The sequence below is a fragment of the Vibrio ziniensis genome (assembly GCF_011064285.1).
In the GTDB taxonomy this organism is placed as follows: Bacteria; Pseudomonadota; Gammaproteobacteria; order Enterobacterales; family Vibrionaceae; genus Vibrio; species Vibrio ziniensis.
Window position 1 is genome coordinate 2,333,382 of record NZ_CP049331.1, and the last position, 18,331, is coordinate 2,351,712.

Genomic DNA, 18,331 nt, shown 5'->3' on the forward strand with positions numbered 1-18,331 from the left:
CTCCTTTATGCTTTAAGCGAAAGACTCGCCAGCATTTCTTGAGAAGGTGCGAAGAAGTATGCGCCTGTTACTGCATGAGTAAAACGAAGCAGTTGGTCTGTTTTACCATCCGTCACACCGTACATGCTCTCTAACATCACTTTCATGTTATGCAGCGTATGACAGTACGAAATAAACAGTAAGCCATGCTCACCACTCGCAGTGCCATATGGCAGGCTGTGACGAAGGATTTTTAAGCCTTTACCTTCTTCTTTAATATCCACACGACCTACGTGAGAAGCAGCTGGAACATCATCCAGTTCAATAGAATCAGGCTTGGTACGACCAACCACTTTTTCTTGAGCAGAAATGTTTAATCGGTTCCAAGCAGGAAGATCGTGCACGAAACGTTGTAATAGTACGTAGCTGCCGCCAACAAACTCACCGTCAGCAATGACAGCCACTTCTTGACGCTTTTCATCTTTAGGGTTTTCTGTACCATCGATGAAACCCGTCATATCACGAGCATCTAAATAGCGGAATCCGTAAGTCTCATCCACAACAGTTACATCTTGAGCTGTTTCAGCTAAGAATGTACGTAATACGTAGAACAACAAATCGTGGCGAGTTGAATGACAGTGAATGAGGACATCAACATCGGTACTAGGCGCGACAATTTTACCTTCACCTAACGGTTGAAAATCGATCAATTCTTCAGGCATAGCGACATCAAGCCGTTGCCAAAATGCTTTTGCAAAAGACACTGATATCGTTAAAGCCGCACCTGGTTGATTCGCATTGATATCCGCAATTTTTGCAGGCAACGCTTGAAGCTGTTCTAGAACATGAGCGTGGTTCTGGCGAATTTTCAAAAGGCTGTAGAGTGCAAATGGGCCTGCTTCAGGCAAAATTGCAGTCTGTGACATTGACATAAAAAATCCTCACTATTCATTTATGCTCAGTGGCTATGGACTTAGTGTAATTAAAAATTATTTCTCTATGTTGACCATGATCATGTGTTGCCAACGATCATGTTCGATACAAAACAGGGGGTTGAAAGCAATCTTTAACGCTACGGCTGTTATAAACATATAGGGTAAACCACAGCAATAGCAACAAACTTAAGGCTGATATCCAGTTAAATGACCCATGCAGCAGATAGACGTGATATCCAGTTTGGGCGAATTGAGCAAGAGCCGTGAACAGAGTCACTTCCCTGCCCCATTTCACCAATGATATCGCCCAACGCCTATCAGGGTGCCTTAATCCCACCAGCCACATCATGGCGATACTCGGCACACCCATCACTAACCCTAGATATAACATCGAGTGATCGGGATAAATCAAACCTAAAATCTTCGGCCCACTGTCGCGACTGGCTCCAGCCATCACAAACACAACCCAAGCTTTCGACAAAAAAAACCAACCTAGCCATAACCATTTAGGTGCTTTCAAAAAGCCGTTAGCATCGTATTGTTCTATTGAATAACGCACAGTGTTCCATCTACATTTACTACTTTGTTGCACAACCACTTTAACCGAATAGTTTCAAATAGCTATACGTAATCTCTGATTGATATAGTAGAGATAAGATTAAGTATGTAGGAAAATGGCACAACCCATCCTTTTAATCACATAACAAAGACACAAATAACCCTCAGTTGAACAAGTGATTATCTCTAATGATCTTCAAGAAATGTGTAAGTTCATGATAGGGTTTAACCCTATTCAATTTCCAAATAGTATTCTGCGTTGATATGAACAAGAAAATCGTTCCTTCAGAACAAACACAGCAAGACGCTATGGCCGTTGCCAGAGCAACTCAGAAAGCGGGGCAAACCAAAGAGCAAACCAAATTGATTGCGCAAGGAATCGAGAAAGGAATTGCGCTCTACAAGAAACAGCAGAAAGAAAAAAGCCGCCAAGCAGATAAAGCTCGCAAAAAAGCGCTAAAAACCAAGCAAGCCAGCTCAGAAAACCAAGATGCAGAAGAGATGAATGAGTTCGAAGCGACCCACTCCTCAAACCTGCTGCCGTGGCTATTATTAGCACTAAGCTGGGCAGGATTTATTACATTCTGGTTTGTACAAAACCCATTATAAAGAAAAAAGCCAGCAGAGCTGGCTTTATGCAGAATATCCTAAGCTTGCCGCAATATCATTTTTACGGTCAAAAACCCATTGGCTATCAAATGGTCCCCAGTCTGATAATTGGTAGTACCCGTCATTATGACGTCTTCCATCTTGAACAAACATGAGTTCAATACCTATTCCCGGAAGCGCTTTTATCACATCCTGAATAGTACGACGAGGCCACCCCGTTTTCTCAATAAGTTTTGGCACATTAGGCCTTTCAAGGCTTTCCACTAACAAAGCTAAATACAAGCGCCTTGCAAAAACAGGACTCAATTCCATTGATACCTCCTCATCAATACAAGACTCATTATTTCTTTTTTGCCTCGCAACGTGTTGCGTTTGATCAATAACTTTTCAATACAATCCAAATCAAACCGCATTTTCTCGTCACGAACCCTTTTGTAAGGAGAGAGGCTTCCTGTTAGGATTTGGCAAACAACTATAATTCAGCCGCCTCAACATAACTTGAAGTGATAACTAGCACAGGTGCAATCTTCAGTTACAGGGGAAATTAAGGAAAAATGTAATGACGATTATGTATGGCATTCCAAACTGCGACACCATCAAGAAAGCTCGCAAATGGCTTGAAGTTGAAGGTATTGAATACCAATTTCATGACTACCGTAAACAAGGTATTAATACAGAGCTGGTACGAGAGTTTTGCCTATCTCTTGGTTGGGAAAATGTGTTAAATAAACGTGGCACAACCTATCGCCAATTGAGCCAAGAGCAGAAAGACACTTTGAATGAAGAAAACGCAATCTCTTTACTGGTTGAGCAGCCATCAATGATAAAGCGACCTATTGTTCGCCATAACGACAAACTAGAACTTGGTTTCAGTGCAGCGAACTACGCTGCTATTTTCTGCAAATAACTTTTACTCAATAATAATTCAGTTTCTTTTTTAACAAGGATTTCAAGGATGACAGATAGCCCTGTTTTGGCTCTCGCAAAAGATTTAATTAGCCGCCAATCGGTAACCCCTCTAGATGCAGGTTGCCAAGATTTGATGATTCAGCGCTTGAAAGCACTCGGTTTTGAAATCGAATCTATGGTGTTCGAAGATACTACCAACTTCTGGGCTCGCAAAGGCACTGAAGCTCCGCTATTTACATTCGCAGGCCACACCGATGTCGTTCCTGCAGGTAAATTGGAGCAATGGCACACACCTCCTTTTGAACCGACTGTTATCGACGATCATCTGCATGGTCGAGGAGCAGCAGATATGAAGGGCTCATTGGCTTGTATGATTGTGGCTGTTGAACGTTTCCTCGCAGAAAACCCAAATCACAAAGGTTCAATCAGCTTCTTAATCACATCCGATGAAGAAGGTCCATTCATTAATGGTACAACGCGTGTTGTGGATACCTTAGTGGAACGTAATGAACTGATTGATATGTGTATTGTTGGTGAACCATCAAGCACATTGAAAGTCGGTGATGTAGTGAAAAATGGTCGTCGGGGTTCTATTACTGGTGATATCACCATTAAAGGTACTCAAGGCCATGTCGCCTATCCTCACTTAGCGAATAACCCTGTACATCAAGCTCTTCCAGCTCTTGCTGAACTGGCTTCAATGAAATGGGATGAAGGTAATGAGTACTTCCCACCAACAAGTTTTCAAATACCCAATGTCCATGCTGGAACTGGTGCATCGAATGTGATTCCAGGCGAATTCAATGTTCAGTTTAACTTACGTTTTAGTACCGAGTTAACAGCTGAAGAGATTCAGCGCCGAGTTCACTCCACACTTGATGCTCATGGTTTAGACTACGATTTACACTGGACATTGAATGGTCTGCCATTTTTAACGGATACAGGTGGATTGCTTGATGCGGTGGTCAAAGCTGTCAATGAAGTGAACCATCAAGAACCACAGTTGCTTACCACTGGCGGTACTTCTGATGGTCGTTTTATTGCTCAAATGGGCGCACAAGTAGTTGAGCTTGGACCTGTAAACGCGACGATTCACAAAGTGAATGAATGTGTCAGCATCCATGATCTTGAACTGTTGACCGATATGTACCAAAAAACGCTGGAGAATCTACTAGCATAATGGAGAATCCATTCGCGTGAGCATGACCGCTGAGCAACTAACAGGCAAAAACGAATCCCACTTAACGGAAGTGTTAATTGGACAGAAAACCTTTTTTGTTCACCCAGACGTTAGGGATGATTTACTGTCACTTAAAGCGGCAGCAGATAGAGATGGTTTTAACTTGAATATTGCCAGCGGCTTTCGCTCATTTGAACGTCAGCTAGACATTTGGAATCGAAAAATGTCTGGCGAAGCGCCAATCCTTGATGAATACAGCCAACCTATGTTGTCGCACAATTTGAGCGATGAACAAAAGGTGACGGCTATTTTACGTTGGTCGGCATTACCGGGCGCAAGCCGCCATCACTGGGGAACAGATTTCGATGTCTTTGACAGAAACTCACTCCCAAGCGAAGGTGGTTTGAAACTTGAACCCTGGGAATATTTGCAGGATCATCAGCACGATTTTTATTTTTGGTTAAAAGCGCACTTAACGAAATTTGGATTTTTCTTTCCTTATCAAGAAAATGGTTCTGGGGTGGCTTTCGAACCATGGCACATCAGCCACAAAAACACCGCTGAAGTTTGTTTGCAAACACTCACTTTAGAACAGCTTTCCGCACAACTGGATTCTGCGCCCATTTTAGGTAAAGAGTACGTGCACCAACAACTGCCAAAGATTTACAATCAATACGTCACTAACATCAGTACTCGCTAACGGCAATCAGCATGATAGAGTTTCTTTTTAACCCTTGGGTCATTTCAATAATCATTATCAGTGTCGTGATTGGTAATATTGCTGCATTGAAATACACAGCAAACATGAAATACGGTCAAGAGAAGAAAAAAAGTGATTTAGATAAACTGAATGAACTTGATAAACAACATCACGGCGACGAAAACCACAAACAATAAAGGACGCATCAGCGTCCTTTATTTTTATTGTTCAGAGCCAGCGTTATTTTTTATCTACAACCGCAGCAATAACTGGAACCATATCTTTTAACAACTGTTCTTCAACTGGTTTACCCGAAGAGTCCGTGACGTTAATCGATGTACGGTTACCTAAATCACCAAATAGGAAAGTGTAAGTCCCTGATTTCAGCTCAATCGGTTTTACGCCAACTTCTTGCCAGAAGTCGTCATCTGGTGAAGCATATTTCGCTTTAACTGTGCCTTGCGACTGACTACGTTCTTCGATGGTAAAACCCATATGAGGCAAGATATTCGGCAAACGAGACCAAAGCACATCGTAAGGAGAACGAGCAATAATAACCGGTAAACCACTGCGGTCTGCTCCCATAGATATTGGAATCTGTTTAACGAGTTCTTGCGCTTTACGAGCCGCTTCTTCGCGAACATCAAGGTCATAACGCGTCGTGACTAAGTTAGTCATCAAAGCGTTGTAACGCTCTTTATTGGTAGTTGAAACGGGCATCTGTTTGCCACCTTCACGCCAATCAATCAGTGATACTTTAAAACCATAGCGATTATTGGCTTCAACACGAGAGACTTCGTAACGAGCGCCCAATTCAACGTCTTCATCTTCTGAAACCCAAGAAACCCAATCAGTTTCAATTCGAGAATCCGTCTGAGAAATCGTTTTAATATTGCGTTCAGCAATTACTTTTACGGCTGTTTCCCAGACTTTATCTACTTCGTCTTTACGAATCATCCATAGGGACACTTCACCTTTCTGACGTTCAGCACGAGCACCAGGGATCAATTCTAGAACTTGTTGCGGTGGGCGAATATCAACCTTTTTTCCTATACCGCCATGGTAGTTGCCCTGAGGAATATCAAAATTAGGGTAAAACTCTGGAGCCGCACCTTCTGGTAGTTGCCACTCACTGAAGCTTTTCGTCTCTAGGTAGGTAAAATCATCTTTGGCTTGACGGCGATGAGTCGGACTTGAACATGCACTTAAAACCAGAACAGCTAGGGAACTAATAACTAGCTGACGCGTAAACTTCATTGAAACTCCTAAAATGCACCGAGGTGTCAAAACACCTCGGCATTGTATGGAAAGCGCCTTAAAAAATACAGGCTTCTGTCATTGCTTTGGCAACAACAGGACGAGCTTGTTCAGATAGAGGAGTTAAAGGTAGACGTAGATCACCAAAAGAAATCAGACCAAGCTTATGAGCAGCCCATTTCACAGGGATTGGGCTTGATTCCACAAACAGATTTTTATGCAAAGGCATTAAACGTTGGTTAATTTCTTCTGCTTCGTCAAATTTACCTTCTAATGCTAAGTGCATCATTTTCGCCATATCTGCTGCTGCGATGTTATTTGTTACAGAAATAACACCTTGGCCGCCAAGCTTGACGAACTCTAAACCTGTCGCATCATCACCACTTAACAGAATAAAATCATCACCACAAAGCTCACGGTGAAGCGCGACACGGCTCAGATCACCCGTCGCATCTTTCAGTGCAACGATATTATCTAGCTTCGCTAGACGAGCAACGGTTTCCGGTTTCAGATCAACCGCAGTACGGCCAGGTACATTGTATAAAATAATAGGCACTTCAGTCTGTTCAGAAATCGCTTTGTAATGCTGATACAAACCTTCTTGTGTTGGCTTATTGTAGTATGGGGTCACACTCAAAACGCCAGCAATACCCGTATTGTTTAGAAGACGGCTAAAGGTAATTGATTCGTGAGTTGCATTTGCACCAGTACCAGCAATAACTGGAATACGTCCAGCAGCGTACTCAACCGCTTTTTCAACAACCTTGACATGCTCTTCGATGGTCAGTGTGGACGATTCACCTGTTGTACCTACTGCAACGATAGCATCGGTACCAGCTTCAACATGGTAGTCAACAAGCTTCTTCAGACTTACAAAGTCGACTTCGCCATCTTGGGTAAAAGGTGTAATTAACGCTACGATACTTCCTGAAAACATGTCTATCTCCATAATTAAATGCTTTCCGCATGGTACTGCATGGGAGTTGAAAAACACAAGAGGCTGAGAATGCCTAAATGCTCCTTATCAGTGAATATTTATCACATGTTGGAGCTTTAGCCCAATCTATATCTTATCAACTATTGTATATAAGCAATCCTTCATCTTGTTAGAGGTCGGTCATATTTAATTGACCTGTATTCTCAGAGGTAATTCCTATACTTTAGGTAACATCAGATGTGGGCAATAAGATAGAGCTCACTGAATGCAAAGTTGTGCTAACATGCCCAAAAATGACAAAGCGAATTATCAATATGACTCAACATCTTGTGATCACTGCAGTAGGAACTGACCGGCCGGGTATTTGTAACCAAGTCGCAAAATTAGTTACGCAAGCTGGCTGTAATATCGTCGACAGTCGCATAGCTCTATTTGGAAAGGAATTCACCTTGATCATGCTGTTATCAGGAAATGCCAACAGCATTACCCGAGTGGAAACAACGCTACCATTGCTCGGACAAGAACAAGATTTGATTACCATGATGAAAAGAACTTCTCCCCATGATCATCAATCGAATGACTATGTGGTTGAAGTTTATGTGGAATCTGATGACCGCCTTGGTTTAACAGAACAATTCACCCAATTTTTTGCTGACCGTAATATTGGTATGGCTTCACTGAGCGCTCAAACTATCAGCAAAGATAAGCTTCAACGCAAAAAAGATCAGTTCCATATCGCTATCACCGCTCATGTAGATTCAGAATACAACCTTATGCAGCTTCAAGAAGAATTTGATGCACTATGCTCAGAACTCGATGTACAAGGTTCTCTTAATTTTATAAAAAGCAGTCAATAAGGAAGAATAATGAACACTTTAAAAGCGGGTTCTCCAGCTCCAGCGTTTTCACTTTTAGACCAAGATGGCAACCAAGTTACTCTATCTGATTTTGCTGGCAAAAAAGTCCTGTTTTATTTTTACCCAAAAGCAATGACACCTGGCTGTACTGTTCAGGCTCAAGGTATGCGCGATGTAAAAGCTGAACTTGAGGCACTGAATGTAATCGTACTCGGTGTCAGTATCGATCCTGTCACTCGTTTAGGTAAGTTCATCGCTCGTGATAACCTAAACTTCTCCTTACTTTCAGACGAAGATCACCAAGTAGCAGAACAATTTGGTGTTTGGGGAACCAAAAAATTCATGGGCAAAGTATATGATGGCTTGCACCGCATCAGCTTTCTGATTGATGAAAATGGCATGATTGAACACGTCTTTGATAAGTTTAAAACCAAAGATCACCACGAAGTAGTACTTAACTATTTAAAAGATAAACAGGCTTAATGATACTGTTTAAAAAACATTGAACAAAAAACAAAGGTCAGCAAAATGCTGACCTTTTTGTTGGAAACGGCTAGGTAGTTTAAACAATAAACTTACCAAGAATAGCATCCTGCTCACGCACGTTCTCCGTTTGAACTTGCATTGCAATATTGGCCTCTTCAGCGGATTGAGAAACTTGAGTCGACAAGTCCTTAATCTTCACGGTGTTGTTATTAATTTCCTCAGCAACAAGGCTTTGCTCTTCAGCTGCGGAAGCTATCTGCATGTTCATATCACTAATATGCTGAATCGCACCATGTATTTTCTGCAATGCAGCATCAGCTAATTGCGCTTTGCTGACAGCTTCTATTGCCGTTGCTTTGCTCTCATGCATGGCAACAGACACAGAGTTAGCCCCAGCTTGAAGTTGCTCAATCATGCTACGGATTTCAGTGGTTGATTGCTGTGTACGTTGCGCCAACGTGCGAACCTCATCGGCTACCACAGCAAAGCCTCGACCAGAATCACCTGCGCGCGCGGCTTCAATCGCAGCGTTTAATGCTAGTAAGTTCGTTTGATCTGCAATGTCATTAATAACTTTAAGAATTGTTTCAATGTTTGCTGTTGCAGACTCTAGCCCCTGAACTTCTTCTACTGCCTGCTCGATTCGTGCAGAAAGCATATCGATAGATGAAGTTGTATCTCCAACAACTTTGGAACCTTCCTGAGTAGCATCGTCCGCATCTTTCGCAGCAGAAGCAGCACCTTGAGCATTATTGGCAACTTCCATCGCAGTTGCTGCCATTTCGTTCATCGCTGTTGCTAGTTGTTCAAGCTCCTGAAGCTGTGAACGCATCGCTTCAGACGATGAATGGACACTACTCATGGTCTGTTCTGCACCGCGTTTGATTTCTTCACCAATCGCTTTTGATTGCTTGATTTGGTTTTGTAGCGTTTCGGTGAAGGTGTTGAAATCTGCGGCTAACTCAGCGAATTCTTTGTCTGTATTAGTGCTCAGACGCTTGGTTAAATCCCCTTGTCCAGAAGCCACATCTTTGATGGCATGGTTAAGAGTGTTCAATGGGCGCATCAAAACTTTAATCAATATAGTTAAAATAATGATACTTAATACCACGCCAACAATGGTGTAGATAATCGCACTATTTCTTAATTTAGCTACTGATGAAAACGCTTTATCAGTATCGATCAAAGCACCAACATACCAATGCTCGGTTGGCATATAAGTCAATCCGACTAAGAAATCATGTCCATCAATATCAACATGTTGAGCGCCTTGCTTAATCTCTATCTTAGGTAAATAAGTGGAAATATTTTTGCCGTTATGTTCTGCGTTAGGGTGAGCAATAGTCATACCATCAGAGGTAATAATGAACATCTCACCAGCATTAAATAGGTTGATCTTATTTACCATATCAGCGAGTTTATTTAGTCTCATGTCATAGAACATTGCACCAGTAAACTTACCGCTGTTGTGAACAGGGGTGGCAATAGAAATGATCGTCTGTTTAGTAGAAACATCTACGTATGGCTCAGTAACGGTTAACTTGCCATCTCTTTTGGCATCGACATACCAAGGACGTTTACGTGGATCATAACTACTATCCGGCTCCCAGCCATCATCATTCTCGACGACTTTACCATCGCTGTCATAGCCAAAGCCAACAGCTAGAAAGCTGCTTTTGAGTTTTTGGGTTTCCAGAACGTTTTTCACGTAGTCACGATTTTCTGGATCTAACTGAAGAATATCAGTCGTGGATTGAGCTAATGCTTTTTTACTCTCCATCTCGGCGGCTACAGTATCTGCAACCCCTTCGGCTATTCCCTTTAAACTACCACCAATTAAATTCGACACTTCCTTTCGAACAGTGCTTACTTGCTGAATAGATAGCAAAGATGCTGTCACCAGCAACAATACCGATGATGCAGCCACGATCTTTTGACTAAATCTCATACGTCCCTCATTGCACACTTGTGGTTTTTGTTATGTTCATCACTTTATCGACAGGAAAAATGAGAACTTAAGCAATATCTTTATTAGTTTTATGTATTGCAACTGACGCATATTTAATACTAATCACAAATAACAAAAAAGCCCAAAAATATTAAACTCTTGGGCTTAGTAATTTTGCGACCATTAAATCGGTTATTCTATTTGCGTTGGGGGGTGCTCTTCATTGCTAGGAAGTGCGTTCCAAACAGCTTTTACCAGCGTCGCTAGAGGAATTGCAAAAAATACTCCCCAAAATCCCCATAAACCACCAAACACAAGAACGGCAACTATGATGGCAACCGGATGGAGATTCACGGCCTCAGAAAACAAAATAGGCACTAACACATTACCATCAAGCGCCTGAATAATGGCATACGCGATAAGTAGATAGTAGAACTGAGAAGTTAGCTCCCACTGGAATAAACCCACAATCGCTACAGGTACGGTAACCGCTGCTGCACCTATGTATGGAATCAATACAGAAAAACCAACAGCAACAGACAACAGTACTGAGTAACGTAAATCCAACACTGCAAACGTCACATAACTCACGCTACCAACAATAATAATCTCTAATACTTTACCGCGAATGTAATTTGAGATTTGTTGATTCATTTCCACCCAAACTTTATTCGCCAGATTACGGTTACGTGGCATGATTCCACTCGCCATCTTTAGCATTTCACGCTTATCTTTGAGTAAGAAAAACACCAAAAGAGGAACCAGAATGAGGTAAACACCTAAAGTCGCTAAGCTCACTAAAGAAGCTAGCGAACCCTTCACCAAAGATTCTCCCATTCCTATTGCTTTATCTTTAGCGTTATTCATTATCGATTCAACGATTTGCAAATTCGCTAGTTCAGGAAAGCGTTCGGGAATAGTGGCAATGAGCTTCTGTAATCCGTTGTACATCTTAGGAATATCTGCCACTAAGTTAGCCACCTGTTGCCAGATAGTCGGAACCAAGCCAAACACTGACAACAACATAACGCCAACGAAGAGTAAAATAACGAAAATAACCGCTAAGGTTCGTGGCACTCTCCAGCGACAAAGTTGCGACACAGGCCACTCAAGCAGATAAGCTAAAACAATAGCCACCAACAAAGGCGCAATGAGATGTCCGAAAAAGTAGATGATGATAAAACCGAAGAAAAGAATGGCGACCAAACTTACGGCATGCGGGTCAGAGAAGCGTCGTTGATACCAACGACTAACCATTTCGAACATGTAACGATGTCTCCTTTACAACTGTGAGTGAGTTATAACCATCACATTTAACGCTTTGGCACAAATAATCCTGCTTCAGCAGAAAGCTTTCTATATCCTTGAATGAACTTGAATCACTTATCAGAATGGTGACCATATCACCTACTTTGAGCTGGGCTGTGTGACGTTTAGCCAGTAATAATGCCATTGGACATCGCTGTTGACGTAAATCGAGAATATTCGGTTCCATTCTTCGGCTCAATCCTTAATATATGGCAGTTATTGTATCGGCTTTTCTACTATGCGCCACTCTTAATATCCGAAGTTGTAGGGTCACTAAGACCTAGATAGGATTCAAACGGTTTGCTGAATAATGAGTTGCCAACGATGCTGGAGCAATACCGACTTAAAGCAAAGATTAAGAAACCATTTCAAGCTGACAATGTCCTAATGGATAATGATACTGGAGTAACAAGAAAAAACATGATGTTAAAACGTACTCGTTCATTCGTTTGTCTATGTATATCAACGGCCTTATGTGCGCCTTCGCTATCTTATGCCAATAATATAGAACTTCCGGACATCGGTACCGTTGCGGGTTCCACTCTGACCATAGACCAAGAATTGATCTACGGTGATGCTTATATGCGTATGCTGAGAAGCAGCAAACCGATCGTGAATGATCCCGTTATTAACGAATACATTGACACACTTGGTCACAAATTAGTTGCGAATGCGGACGACGTAAAAACACCATTTACTTTCTTTATGATCCGAGACCGCAATATCAACGCATTTGCATTTTTTGGTGGATATGTGGCTCTGCATTCTGGGTTGTTTCTTCACGCTCAATCAGAAAGCGAACTGGCTTCAGTTATTGCTCACGAAATTGCGCACGTAACCCAGCGCCACCTTGCGCGTAGTATGGAAGATCAAGCCCGACGTACTCCTGCGACGATGGCAGCATTAGCCGGTTCACTATTGCTCGCTATTGCCGCACCGGAAGCTGGTATTGCTGCCATTACGGCAACCACAGCTGGAAGTATGCAAAGCCAAATTAACTATACCCGCAGTAACGAAAAAGAAGCTGACCGTTTTGGTATTTCAACGCTGGCAAAAGCGGGGTTTGATGTAAGAGCAATGCCGAGATTCTTTGGTCGCTTAGCAGATGAATATCGCTACGCAAGCACACCTCCACCAATGCTGTTAACTCACCCATTACCAGAAGATCGCATCACTGACAGTCGTGAGCGTGCGCAAAGTTATCCTGTCGTAAAAGTTCAGCCGGATCTTGATTACCACCTAACACGTGCTCGCATAGTGGCACGCTATGCAGACATCGACAATGAAGCCGCTTTGGATTGGTTTACGAGAGCACAACAAAAGAACACTATACCAACGCTAGATGCCTCATTCGAATATGGTAAAGCATTGGTGTATCTTGACTCGAAACAGTACGACAAATCCGAGTCGTTACTGAGCAAACTATTAAAATTAGATGAAAACAATCGTTTCTACCTTGATGCGATGGTAGATCTCTACCTTGAAACGAAACGAGCTGATAATGCGCAAACCTTGCTAGAAACAGCGTTAAAACAAACTCCTAATAACGCGGTACTAACGTTAAATTACGCTAACGTATTGCTAAAACAGCAAAAATTTAGCGAATCGATTCGCGTACTTCAACGCTATACTCATGATAACCCAAACGATACTAACGGTTGGAGCCTGCTTTCCGAAGCCAACAATCGAAATGGTAATCAAGCTGAAGATTTAGCGGCTCAAGCTGAAGTCTCAGCTTTAAGAGCTAACTGGAACAAAGCAATTCAGCTTTATACTCAAGCAGGTCAGCTCGTCAAATTGGGCAGTTTAGAACAAGCGAGATATGACGCTCGTATCGACCAGTTAATGATCCAAAGAGAACGATTCTTATCGCTCCAATAATAAATAGAGAAAGTAAGGAAAAACTATGTCTGTCGTGATTTATCACAACCCTAAATGCTCAAAAAGTCGCGAAACATTAGCTCTGCTGGAAGAGAATCGTGTCCAGCCAGAAGTAGTCAAATATCTTGAAGCACCATTAAGTATTGAGCTATTAAAAACACTGTACGCACAATTGGATGTAGCTAGCGTCCGTGACATGATGCGAACCAAAGAAGACATCTATAAAGAGCTTGGTTTAGGTGACGCAAATGTTTCTGAGGAGGATCTGTTTGCGGCGATGGTTGCCAATCCAAAATTGATTGAACGCCCAATCGTCGTTGCAAATGGTAAAGCACGCTTGGGACGTCCACCTGAACAAGTTTTAGAAATCCTATGATGACAACAGTGGTTGTACTCTATTACAGCCGACACGGAAGTACTCTGTCATTAGCAAGGCAAATAGCAAGAGGGGTTAACAGTATCCCAGATTGTGAAGCGATGTTGAGAACAGTCCCAGAAATCAACAGCAGTGGTAACAATGCTGATGATCCATTCATCACTATTGATGAATTAAAGAACTGTGACGGCTTAGCTTTAGGTAGCCCTGCATGGTTTGGCAACATGGCGGCGCCTTTAAAACACTTTTGGGATCAAACAACCCCATTGTGGCTAAATGGCGATTTGATAGATAAACCCGCTTGTGTGTTTACGTCTTCGTCCACACTACATGGTGGACAAGAAACCACTCAACAAACCATGATGCTACCTCTGCTTCATCATGGAATGGTGGTTATGGGCATACCCTATTCTGAACCTAAACTGCATACGTCAGAAACTGGCGGTACTCCCTATGGTGCTAGCCATGTCTCGCAAATGAACAGCAAACTCTCTGAGGATGAAAGCGAACTTGCTCGTCAACTCGGCAAGCGTCTCGCAAAAATGGCGCGGCAGTTAAAAAACGTTTCAAATTAAAGGAAGTTACATGAGCGTTGAAATGACCTCAAAAACAAAACAATTTCGTAGGTTAGCACTGACGAGTAACCTAGCTTTGATTGCTTGGATTGCTTTATGGCAACTGGATTTATCACCACATCCACACCTTAACCCACTGGCGTTGACGGTCGCATGGCTGATTCCACTTTTGTTACCACTACCAGGAATATTGGCAGGTAAACCGTACACCCATGCTTGGGCAAACTTTATTCTAATGCTTTATTTTCTGCACGCTTTCACCATTTTGTATGTTGACGATGGAGAACGCTGGCTTGCAACAGTAGAACTGCTACTTACATTCTCGGCATTTATGGGTAACATTTTCTACGCAAGACATCGCGGAAAAGAGCTAGGTCTGAAATTGACTAAGCTATCAGTGGTTGAAAAACAAGAGAAACAAAGATTCGGCCAAGAATAAAAAATCATCCAATGAATCAATTAAAAAGGCCCCTAATCTTGGGGGGGCCTTTTTTAGCATTCAGCGATTGTGATTAATCTAACCAAGTAAAACGCAGTGTTTTCACGACAGGTACTGGCTCAGTAACTGCACCTTGCTGAGACAGGTCACTAACCACTACCGAGTTCACGCCAGCAGGTTCTGTGGTTCCCACAGATGGGGCTTGAGATTCGGACACTGATGTAGCTTGTTCAACTGTCGATGCTTGAAGCATTGGTGTTTGAACTGTTGGCTGTGGAACTTCTTGAATTTTTGCTTTTTGTACCTGAGCAATTCGCAACACTTCTTGCTCAAAATCCTCTTCAGTGGCTAACAGATGAACATTAAAAATCACTTCTTGGCCTTGGATTTTTATGATGTCGAGCGAAGCTACTGAACTTAAGGCTTTCAACCGTTTTTCTAACGAGAAGAAATCATTAGCGTTTTTAATTGACTCAAACGCTGCTAATACAGTTTGAGAAGATTCTGAACCAACCAAAACCGAATTCTTGTTCGCGTAATAGTCACTAATTTTATCAATCATGTCTGTCGCGGCTGCACTGCCAGATGCACTGCCAGTCATTGGAGCTTTCTGCGATTGAAGCATATTGTAAGCATTTTGATCATACAGAGTCCAACGTAAGTCATCACCTTGTGCTTTTACCACTAATACGGCATCAGTCGGATAACGGCTACTCGCTAAACTAATCGGTTTAATGAATCCACCCCAAAGATCGGAGATTTCCAACCCAGTAATATCATCGAAGTCACCAACAGGAACGGTAATAGGCAAGCCACGCACCAATGACTCTGCTTTTAGTTGATGTAAGACTTTTGAATCAGAATGTTCCCAGCTAATTGTTCGTTCGTAAGCAGTCTCTTCAACCAACCACACGAGAATGTTGGCGCGATTTTCTAGCCAGAAGGGTAATTGAGCTTGAGTAATCAACGAACGAATTTGTGGTGCACTAAATTGCATTGAAATCGTAGAAACATCATTGTTCTGACCGTAACTAAACTGATTCAGGTATTGGTTATATTTACTCAGCGCTTTTTGAATGACTTCGTTATCTGCAGCGTTTTTATCGCCCGTAGCACGAACAATAACATTTTGCATACCTAGTGCTCGAGCTTTGGCATCTGCATCAACTTGTGTTTGATCAATAACGACTTCTGTTTTGTACAAATTAACAGTGGTGAGTGCAGAAGCTGGGATTGATATTAATCCCATCAGCAAAAAAGCTAAATAGCGCATATTGTTCCTACGTTCTAAGTTTCTTAAAGTCGATGATAAGCAACTATTGTTTATCGGGCAAGACGAGGCCTCTCAGCAGTGAATAAAAGTTTGCAAAAAATGGATTTTGCTTACTCTAATCGATGACAAAAGCAACAAAAATTGATCTAGTTTAAATGGCAATCGTTTGCAAAAGTGATAGAATCCCGCGAATTTTGTTTAGCTACAGGGAAAATACCATGAAAAATGCCATTTTAGGCACTCAGATGCTCTTCGTTGCATTTGGGGCGTTAGTGCTAGTTCCTCTCCTGACAGGACTCGACCCTAACGTTGCTTTATTCGGTGCTGGTGCCGGCACATTACTCTTCCAACTTATTACCCGTCGTTCTGTTCCTATCTTCCTTGCTTCTTCTTTTGCCTTTATTGCTCCTATTATGTTTGGTGTTCAAACATGGGGTGTTGCTGCAACTATGGGTGGCTTAGTGGCAGCTGGTGCAGTTTATATTGTTCTTGGCGGCTTCATTAAGATTCGTGGTGTAGAGTTTATTCATAAAATTCTTCCACCAGTTGTCGTTGGTCCAGTAATCATGGTTATCGGCCTAGGTCTAGCGCCTGCTGCTGTGAATATGGCCTTAGGTAAAAGTGGCGATGGTGCTTTCCAATTAGTTGATGGCGACGCTTCACTTTGGATTTCTTGTGTATCACTACTTGTGACTATCGTTGCAAGCGTATTTGCAAAAGGCTACTTCAAGCTAATCCCTATCGTGTGCGGTATTATTGCGGGTTACGCTCTGTCTCTATTCTTTGGCGTTGTAGACTTCACTCCTGTACGTGAAGCGTCTTGGCTAGCGATGCCTAACTTCACTTTCCCAGAGTTCAACATCAACGCCATTCTGTTCATGATCCCTGTTGCGATTGCTCCTGCAGTTGAGCACGTGGGTGACATGTTGGCGATTTCTAACGTAACTGGCAAAGACTACATCAAGAAACCGGGTCTTCACCGCACTATCGCGGGTGACGGAGCGGCAACTATGCTTGCGGCTTTCCTGGGTGCGCCACCAAATACTACATACTCAGAAGTAACAGGTGCCGTAATGCTTACAAAAGCATTTAACCCAGTGATCATGACTTGGGCAGCGATTACAGCTATCGTTCTTGCTCTTGTTGGTAAGCTAGGTGCTCTGCTACAAACAATCCCTGTACCAGTAATGGGCGGCATCATGATTCTTCTGTTTGGTTCTATCGCTACCGTAGGTCTAAACACGTTAATCAAGAACCATGTTGATCTACACAAGTCACGTAACCTAGTGATTGTGGCAGTAACATTGGTATTTGGTATCGGCGGCATGGCTTTCGGCGTGGGCGATTTCAGCCTACAAGGAGTAAGCTTGTGTGGTATCGTTGCTATCCTATTGAACCTTCTGCTACCAAAAGATTTGGGTGAAAACCACATCGTGGACAACGCTCAAATGGAAGAAGAAGCGCAAAATTCTTAATAGAGAACTCTTCATATCTAATAAAACGGCCTCATCAGAGGCCGTTTTTATTTCGAATCCTATTTATGCTTCAAGGCACAAATCGACGAATTGAGCTCGAGTCAGTGTCGCCAGGTCTTGCGGTGCGAGTTCGATTTCTAGACCTCTTTTACCTGCACTCACGCACATGGTCGGTAGCTCAGTGGCACTGTTATGAATAAATGTCGGCAGCGCTTTCTTTTGCCCTAAAGGGCTAATACCACCCACCACATAGCCAGTTGTCTTCTGTGCAATATCAGGGTTTGCCATATCAGCTTTTTTTGCCTTTGCCGCTTTCGCTGCCATTTTTAGATTCAATTTTTGATTTACAGGGATAATAGCAACAGCAAGATTCTTCTCTTCACCGTTCAAACAAAATAGTAGTGTTTTAAAAACTGTTTTCGGATCCTGACCTAATGCTTCTGCCGCTTCTAAACCATAGCTAGCATTGTTCGGATCATGTTCGTATTGATGAATGATATGAACTACTTTCTTCTTCTTCGCTAACTGAATCGCTGGAGTCATTATTATTCCTTACCGCCTCTAACCTTCTTACTCACGTGGAATAGCTTATCTCTTATCGTTGCCATTTACATTAACAAAAAAATAAGCGGTGTTTTCACACCGCTTA

At 42.4% G+C, this 18,331-nt stretch carries 22 protein-coding genes; 12 read left to right on the plus strand and 10 right to left on the minus strand.

Annotated elements, in window-relative coordinates; genetic code table 11:
* Positions 1-5 precede the first annotated feature (5 nt).
* Entirely contained in the window at positions 6-911 is a 906-nt protein-coding gene (locus G5S32_RS10675) for a Dyp-type peroxidase (protein WP_165312001.1), read from the minus strand.
* A 97-nt stretch (positions 912-1,008) separates the two neighbouring features.
* Entirely contained in the window at positions 1,009-1,473 is a 465-nt protein-coding gene (locus G5S32_RS10680; RefSeq protein WP_165312002.1) for a DUF2919 domain-containing protein, read from the minus strand.
* A 263-nt stretch (positions 1,474-1,736) separates the two neighbouring features.
* On the opposite strand from G5S32_RS10680, the gene G5S32_RS10685 reads away from it, so the two are divergent.
* Positions 1,737-2,081: a DUF2956 domain-containing protein gene (locus G5S32_RS10685; RefSeq protein WP_165312003.1), complete on the plus strand. Its 345-nt coding sequence runs from the start codon at positions 1,737-1,739 to the stop codon at positions 2,079-2,081.
* A 24-nt stretch (positions 2,082-2,105) separates the two neighbouring features.
* On the opposite strand, the gene G5S32_RS10690 is transcribed toward G5S32_RS10685, so the two are convergent.
* The gene (locus tag G5S32_RS10690; protein ID WP_165312004.1) at positions 2,106-2,393 is read right to left on the minus strand and encodes a winged helix-turn-helix domain-containing protein; all 288 of its coding nucleotides are present in this window, start codon (positions 2,391-2,393) and stop codon (positions 2,106-2,108) included.
* 247 nt (positions 2,394-2,640) lie between these two features.
* On the opposite strand from G5S32_RS10690, the gene G5S32_RS10695 reads away from it, so the two are divergent.
* From G5S32_RS10695 to G5S32_RS10710, 4 genes are read left to right on the plus strand one after another with little or no spacing between them, the layout of a single operon-like run.
* Entirely contained in the window at positions 2,641-2,988 is a 348-nt protein-coding gene (locus tag G5S32_RS10695; protein WP_165312005.1) for an ArsC family reductase, read from the plus strand.
* 48 nt (positions 2,989-3,036) lie between these two features.
* On the plus strand, positions 3,037-4,170 hold the full coding sequence (gene dapE / locus G5S32_RS10700) for a succinyl-diaminopimelate desuccinylase (RefSeq protein ID WP_165312006.1): 1,134 nt from the start codon (positions 3,037-3,039) through the stop codon (positions 4,168-4,170).
* 22 nt (positions 4,171-4,192) lie between these two features.
* On the plus strand, positions 4,193-4,870 hold the full coding sequence (locus tag G5S32_RS10705) for a M15 family metallopeptidase (protein ID WP_165312781.1): 678 nt from the start codon (positions 4,193-4,195) through the stop codon (positions 4,868-4,870).
* An 11-nt stretch (positions 4,871-4,881) separates the two neighbouring features.
* Positions 4,882-5,067 carry a DUF2897 family protein gene (locus G5S32_RS10710; protein WP_165312007.1) on the plus strand — a complete coding sequence of 62 codons (186 nt, stop codon included), beginning with the start codon at positions 4,882-4,884 and terminating at the stop codon, positions 5,065-5,067.
* A 43-nt stretch (positions 5,068-5,110) separates the two neighbouring features.
* Here G5S32_RS10710 and bamC read toward each other — a convergent pair whose 3' ends face one another.
* Both bamC and dapA read right to left on the minus strand, forming a co-directional pair.
* Complete coding sequence (gene bamC / locus G5S32_RS10715) at positions 5,111-6,127, minus strand: outer membrane protein assembly factor BamC (RefSeq protein WP_165312008.1); 1,017 nt, start codon at positions 6,125-6,127, stop codon at positions 5,111-5,113.
* Positions 6,128-6,185: 58 nt separating this feature from the next.
* A complete protein-coding gene (gene dapA, locus G5S32_RS10720; protein ID WP_165312009.1) occupies positions 6,186-7,064 on the minus strand; it encodes a 4-hydroxy-tetrahydrodipicolinate synthase in 879 nt (292 codons plus the stop codon).
* Positions 7,065-7,378: 314 nt separating this feature from the next.
* On the opposite strand from dapA, the gene G5S32_RS10725 reads away from it, so the two are divergent.
* Positions 7,379-7,921, plus strand: coding sequence for a glycine cleavage system transcriptional repressor (locus G5S32_RS10725; RefSeq protein ID WP_165312010.1), 543 nt, complete (start codon positions 7,379-7,381; stop codon positions 7,919-7,921).
* 9 nt (positions 7,922-7,930) lie between these two features.
* Complete coding sequence (gene bcp / locus G5S32_RS10730; RefSeq protein WP_165312011.1) at positions 7,931-8,404, plus strand: thioredoxin-dependent thiol peroxidase; 474 nt, start codon at positions 7,931-7,933, stop codon at positions 8,402-8,404.
* A 79-nt stretch (positions 8,405-8,483) separates the two neighbouring features.
* On the opposite strand, the gene G5S32_RS10735 is transcribed toward bcp, so the two are convergent.
* From G5S32_RS10735 to G5S32_RS10745, 3 genes are all read right to left on the minus strand, one after another.
* Complete coding sequence (locus G5S32_RS10735) at positions 8,484-10,355, minus strand: methyl-accepting chemotaxis protein (protein ID WP_165312012.1); 1,872 nt, start codon at positions 10,353-10,355, stop codon at positions 8,484-8,486.
* 192 nt (positions 10,356-10,547) lie between these two features.
* Positions 10,548-11,621: an AI-2E family transporter gene (locus G5S32_RS10740; RefSeq protein WP_165312013.1), complete on the minus strand. Its 1,074-nt coding sequence runs from the start codon at positions 11,619-11,621 to the stop codon at positions 10,548-10,550.
* Positions 11,605-11,850, minus strand: coding sequence for a sulfurtransferase TusA family protein (locus G5S32_RS10745; RefSeq protein WP_165312014.1), 246 nt, complete (start codon positions 11,848-11,850; stop codon positions 11,605-11,607). The genes G5S32_RS10740 and G5S32_RS10745 overlap by 17 nt, the downstream gene beginning before the upstream one ends.
* A 236-nt stretch (positions 11,851-12,086) precedes the next feature.
* Between G5S32_RS10745 and bepA the strand changes: the two genes are divergently transcribed.
* The 4 genes from bepA to G5S32_RS10765 are packed head-to-tail and all read left to right on the plus strand — an operon-like array spanning position 12,087 to position 14,934.
* Positions 12,087-13,544 carry a beta-barrel assembly-enhancing protease gene (gene bepA, locus G5S32_RS10750; protein WP_425509210.1) on the plus strand — a complete coding sequence of 486 codons (1,458 nt, stop codon included), beginning with the start codon at positions 12,087-12,089 and terminating at the stop codon, positions 13,542-13,544.
* A gap of 25 nt (positions 13,545-13,569) precedes the next feature.
* On the plus strand, positions 13,570-13,920 hold the full coding sequence (arsC, locus tag G5S32_RS10755) for an arsenate reductase (glutaredoxin) (RefSeq protein ID WP_165312015.1): 351 nt from the start codon (positions 13,570-13,572) through the stop codon (positions 13,918-13,920).
* Positions 13,920-14,495 carry an NAD(P)H:quinone oxidoreductase gene (wrbA, locus tag G5S32_RS10760; protein ID WP_207621628.1) on the plus strand — a complete coding sequence of 192 codons (576 nt, stop codon included), beginning with the start codon at positions 13,920-13,922 and terminating at the stop codon, positions 14,493-14,495. Before arsC ends, wrbA begins: the two co-directional genes overlap by 1 nt.
* 10 nt (positions 14,496-14,505) lie before the next feature.
* On the plus strand, positions 14,506-14,934 hold the full coding sequence (locus G5S32_RS10765; protein ID WP_165312017.1) for a DUF2069 domain-containing protein: 429 nt from the start codon (positions 14,506-14,508) through the stop codon (positions 14,932-14,934).
* 73 nt (positions 14,935-15,007) lie between these two features.
* Here the strand turns inward: G5S32_RS10765 and G5S32_RS10770 are convergent, their stop codons facing one another.
* The gene (locus tag G5S32_RS10770) at positions 15,008-16,207 is read right to left on the minus strand and encodes a DUF2066 domain-containing protein (RefSeq protein WP_165312018.1); all 1,200 of its coding nucleotides are present in this window, start codon (positions 16,205-16,207) and stop codon (positions 15,008-15,010) included.
* Positions 16,208-16,425: 218 nt separating this feature from the next.
* Here G5S32_RS10770 and G5S32_RS10775 point away from each other — a divergent pair, with 218 nt between their 5' ends.
* Positions 16,426-17,682 carry a uracil-xanthine permease family protein gene (locus G5S32_RS10775; protein WP_165312019.1) on the plus strand — a complete coding sequence of 419 codons (1,257 nt, stop codon included), beginning with the start codon at positions 16,426-16,428 and terminating at the stop codon, positions 17,680-17,682.
* A gap of 63 nt (positions 17,683-17,745) precedes the next feature.
* Here G5S32_RS10775 and ybaK read toward each other — a convergent pair whose 3' ends face one another.
* Positions 17,746-18,225, minus strand: a complete 480-nt coding sequence (ybaK, locus tag G5S32_RS10780) for a Cys-tRNA(Pro) deacylase (protein ID WP_165312020.1) — start codon at positions 18,223-18,225, stop codon at positions 17,746-17,748.
* Positions 18,226-18,331 lie beyond the last annotated feature (106 nt).

Excerpts from the sequence above, each read along its gene's own strand:
- G5S32_RS10675 (WP_165312001.1), bottom strand. The coding sequence starts at position 911 with ATGTCAATGTCACAGACTGCAATTTTGCCTGAAGCAGGCCCATTTGCA.
- G5S32_RS10685 (WP_165312003.1), top strand. The coding sequence starts at position 1,737 with ATGAACAAGAAAATCGTTCCTTCAGAACAAACACAGCAAGACGCTATG.
- G5S32_RS10690 (WP_165312004.1), bottom strand. The coding sequence starts at position 2,393 with ATGGAATTGAGTCCTGTTTTTGCAAGGCGCTTGTATTTAGCTTTGTTA.
- G5S32_RS10695 (WP_165312005.1), top strand. The coding sequence starts at position 2,641 with ATGACGATTATGTATGGCATTCCAAACTGCGACACCATCAAGAAAGCT.
- dapE (WP_165312006.1), top strand. The coding sequence starts at position 3,037 with ATGACAGATAGCCCTGTTTTGGCTCTCGCAAAAGATTTAATTAGCCGC.
- G5S32_RS10705 (WP_165312781.1), top strand. The coding sequence starts at position 4,193 with ATGACCGCTGAGCAACTAACAGGCAAAAACGAATCCCACTTAACGGAA.
- G5S32_RS10710 (WP_165312007.1), top strand. The coding sequence starts at position 4,882 with ATGATAGAGTTTCTTTTTAACCCTTGGGTCATTTCAATAATCATTATC.
- bamC (WP_165312008.1), bottom strand. The coding sequence starts at position 6,127 with ATGAAGTTTACGCGTCAGCTAGTTATTAGTTCCCTAGCTGTTCTGGTT.
- dapA (WP_165312009.1), bottom strand. The coding sequence starts at position 7,064 with ATGTTTTCAGGAAGTATCGTAGCGTTAATTACACCTTTTACCCAAGAT.
- G5S32_RS10725 (WP_165312010.1), top strand. The coding sequence starts at position 7,379 with ATGACTCAACATCTTGTGATCACTGCAGTAGGAACTGACCGGCCGGGT.
- bcp (WP_165312011.1), top strand. The coding sequence starts at position 7,931 with ATGAACACTTTAAAAGCGGGTTCTCCAGCTCCAGCGTTTTCACTTTTA.
- G5S32_RS10735 (WP_165312012.1), bottom strand. The coding sequence starts at position 10,355 with ATGAGATTTAGTCAAAAGATCGTGGCTGCATCATCGGTATTGTTGCTG.
- G5S32_RS10740 (WP_165312013.1), bottom strand. The coding sequence starts at position 11,621 with ATGTTCGAAATGGTTAGTCGTTGGTATCAACGACGCTTCTCTGACCCG.
- G5S32_RS10745 (WP_165312014.1), bottom strand. The coding sequence starts at position 11,850 with ATGGAACCGAATATTCTCGATTTACGTCAACAGCGATGTCCAATGGCA.
- bepA (WP_425509210.1), top strand. The coding sequence starts at position 12,087 with ATGTTAAAACGTACTCGTTCATTCGTTTGTCTATGTATATCAACGGCC.
- arsC (WP_165312015.1), top strand. The coding sequence starts at position 13,570 with ATGTCTGTCGTGATTTATCACAACCCTAAATGCTCAAAAAGTCGCGAA.
- wrbA (WP_207621628.1), top strand. The coding sequence starts at position 13,920 with ATGACAACAGTGGTTGTACTCTATTACAGCCGACACGGAAGTACTCTG.
- G5S32_RS10765 (WP_165312017.1), top strand. The coding sequence starts at position 14,506 with ATGAGCGTTGAAATGACCTCAAAAACAAAACAATTTCGTAGGTTAGCA.
- G5S32_RS10770 (WP_165312018.1), bottom strand. The coding sequence starts at position 16,207 with ATGCGCTATTTAGCTTTTTTGCTGATGGGATTAATATCAATCCCAGCT.
- G5S32_RS10775 (WP_165312019.1), top strand. The coding sequence starts at position 16,426 with ATGAAAAATGCCATTTTAGGCACTCAGATGCTCTTCGTTGCATTTGGG.
- ybaK (WP_165312020.1), bottom strand. The coding sequence starts at position 18,225 with ATGACTCCAGCGATTCAGTTAGCGAAGAAGAAGAAAGTAGTTCATATC.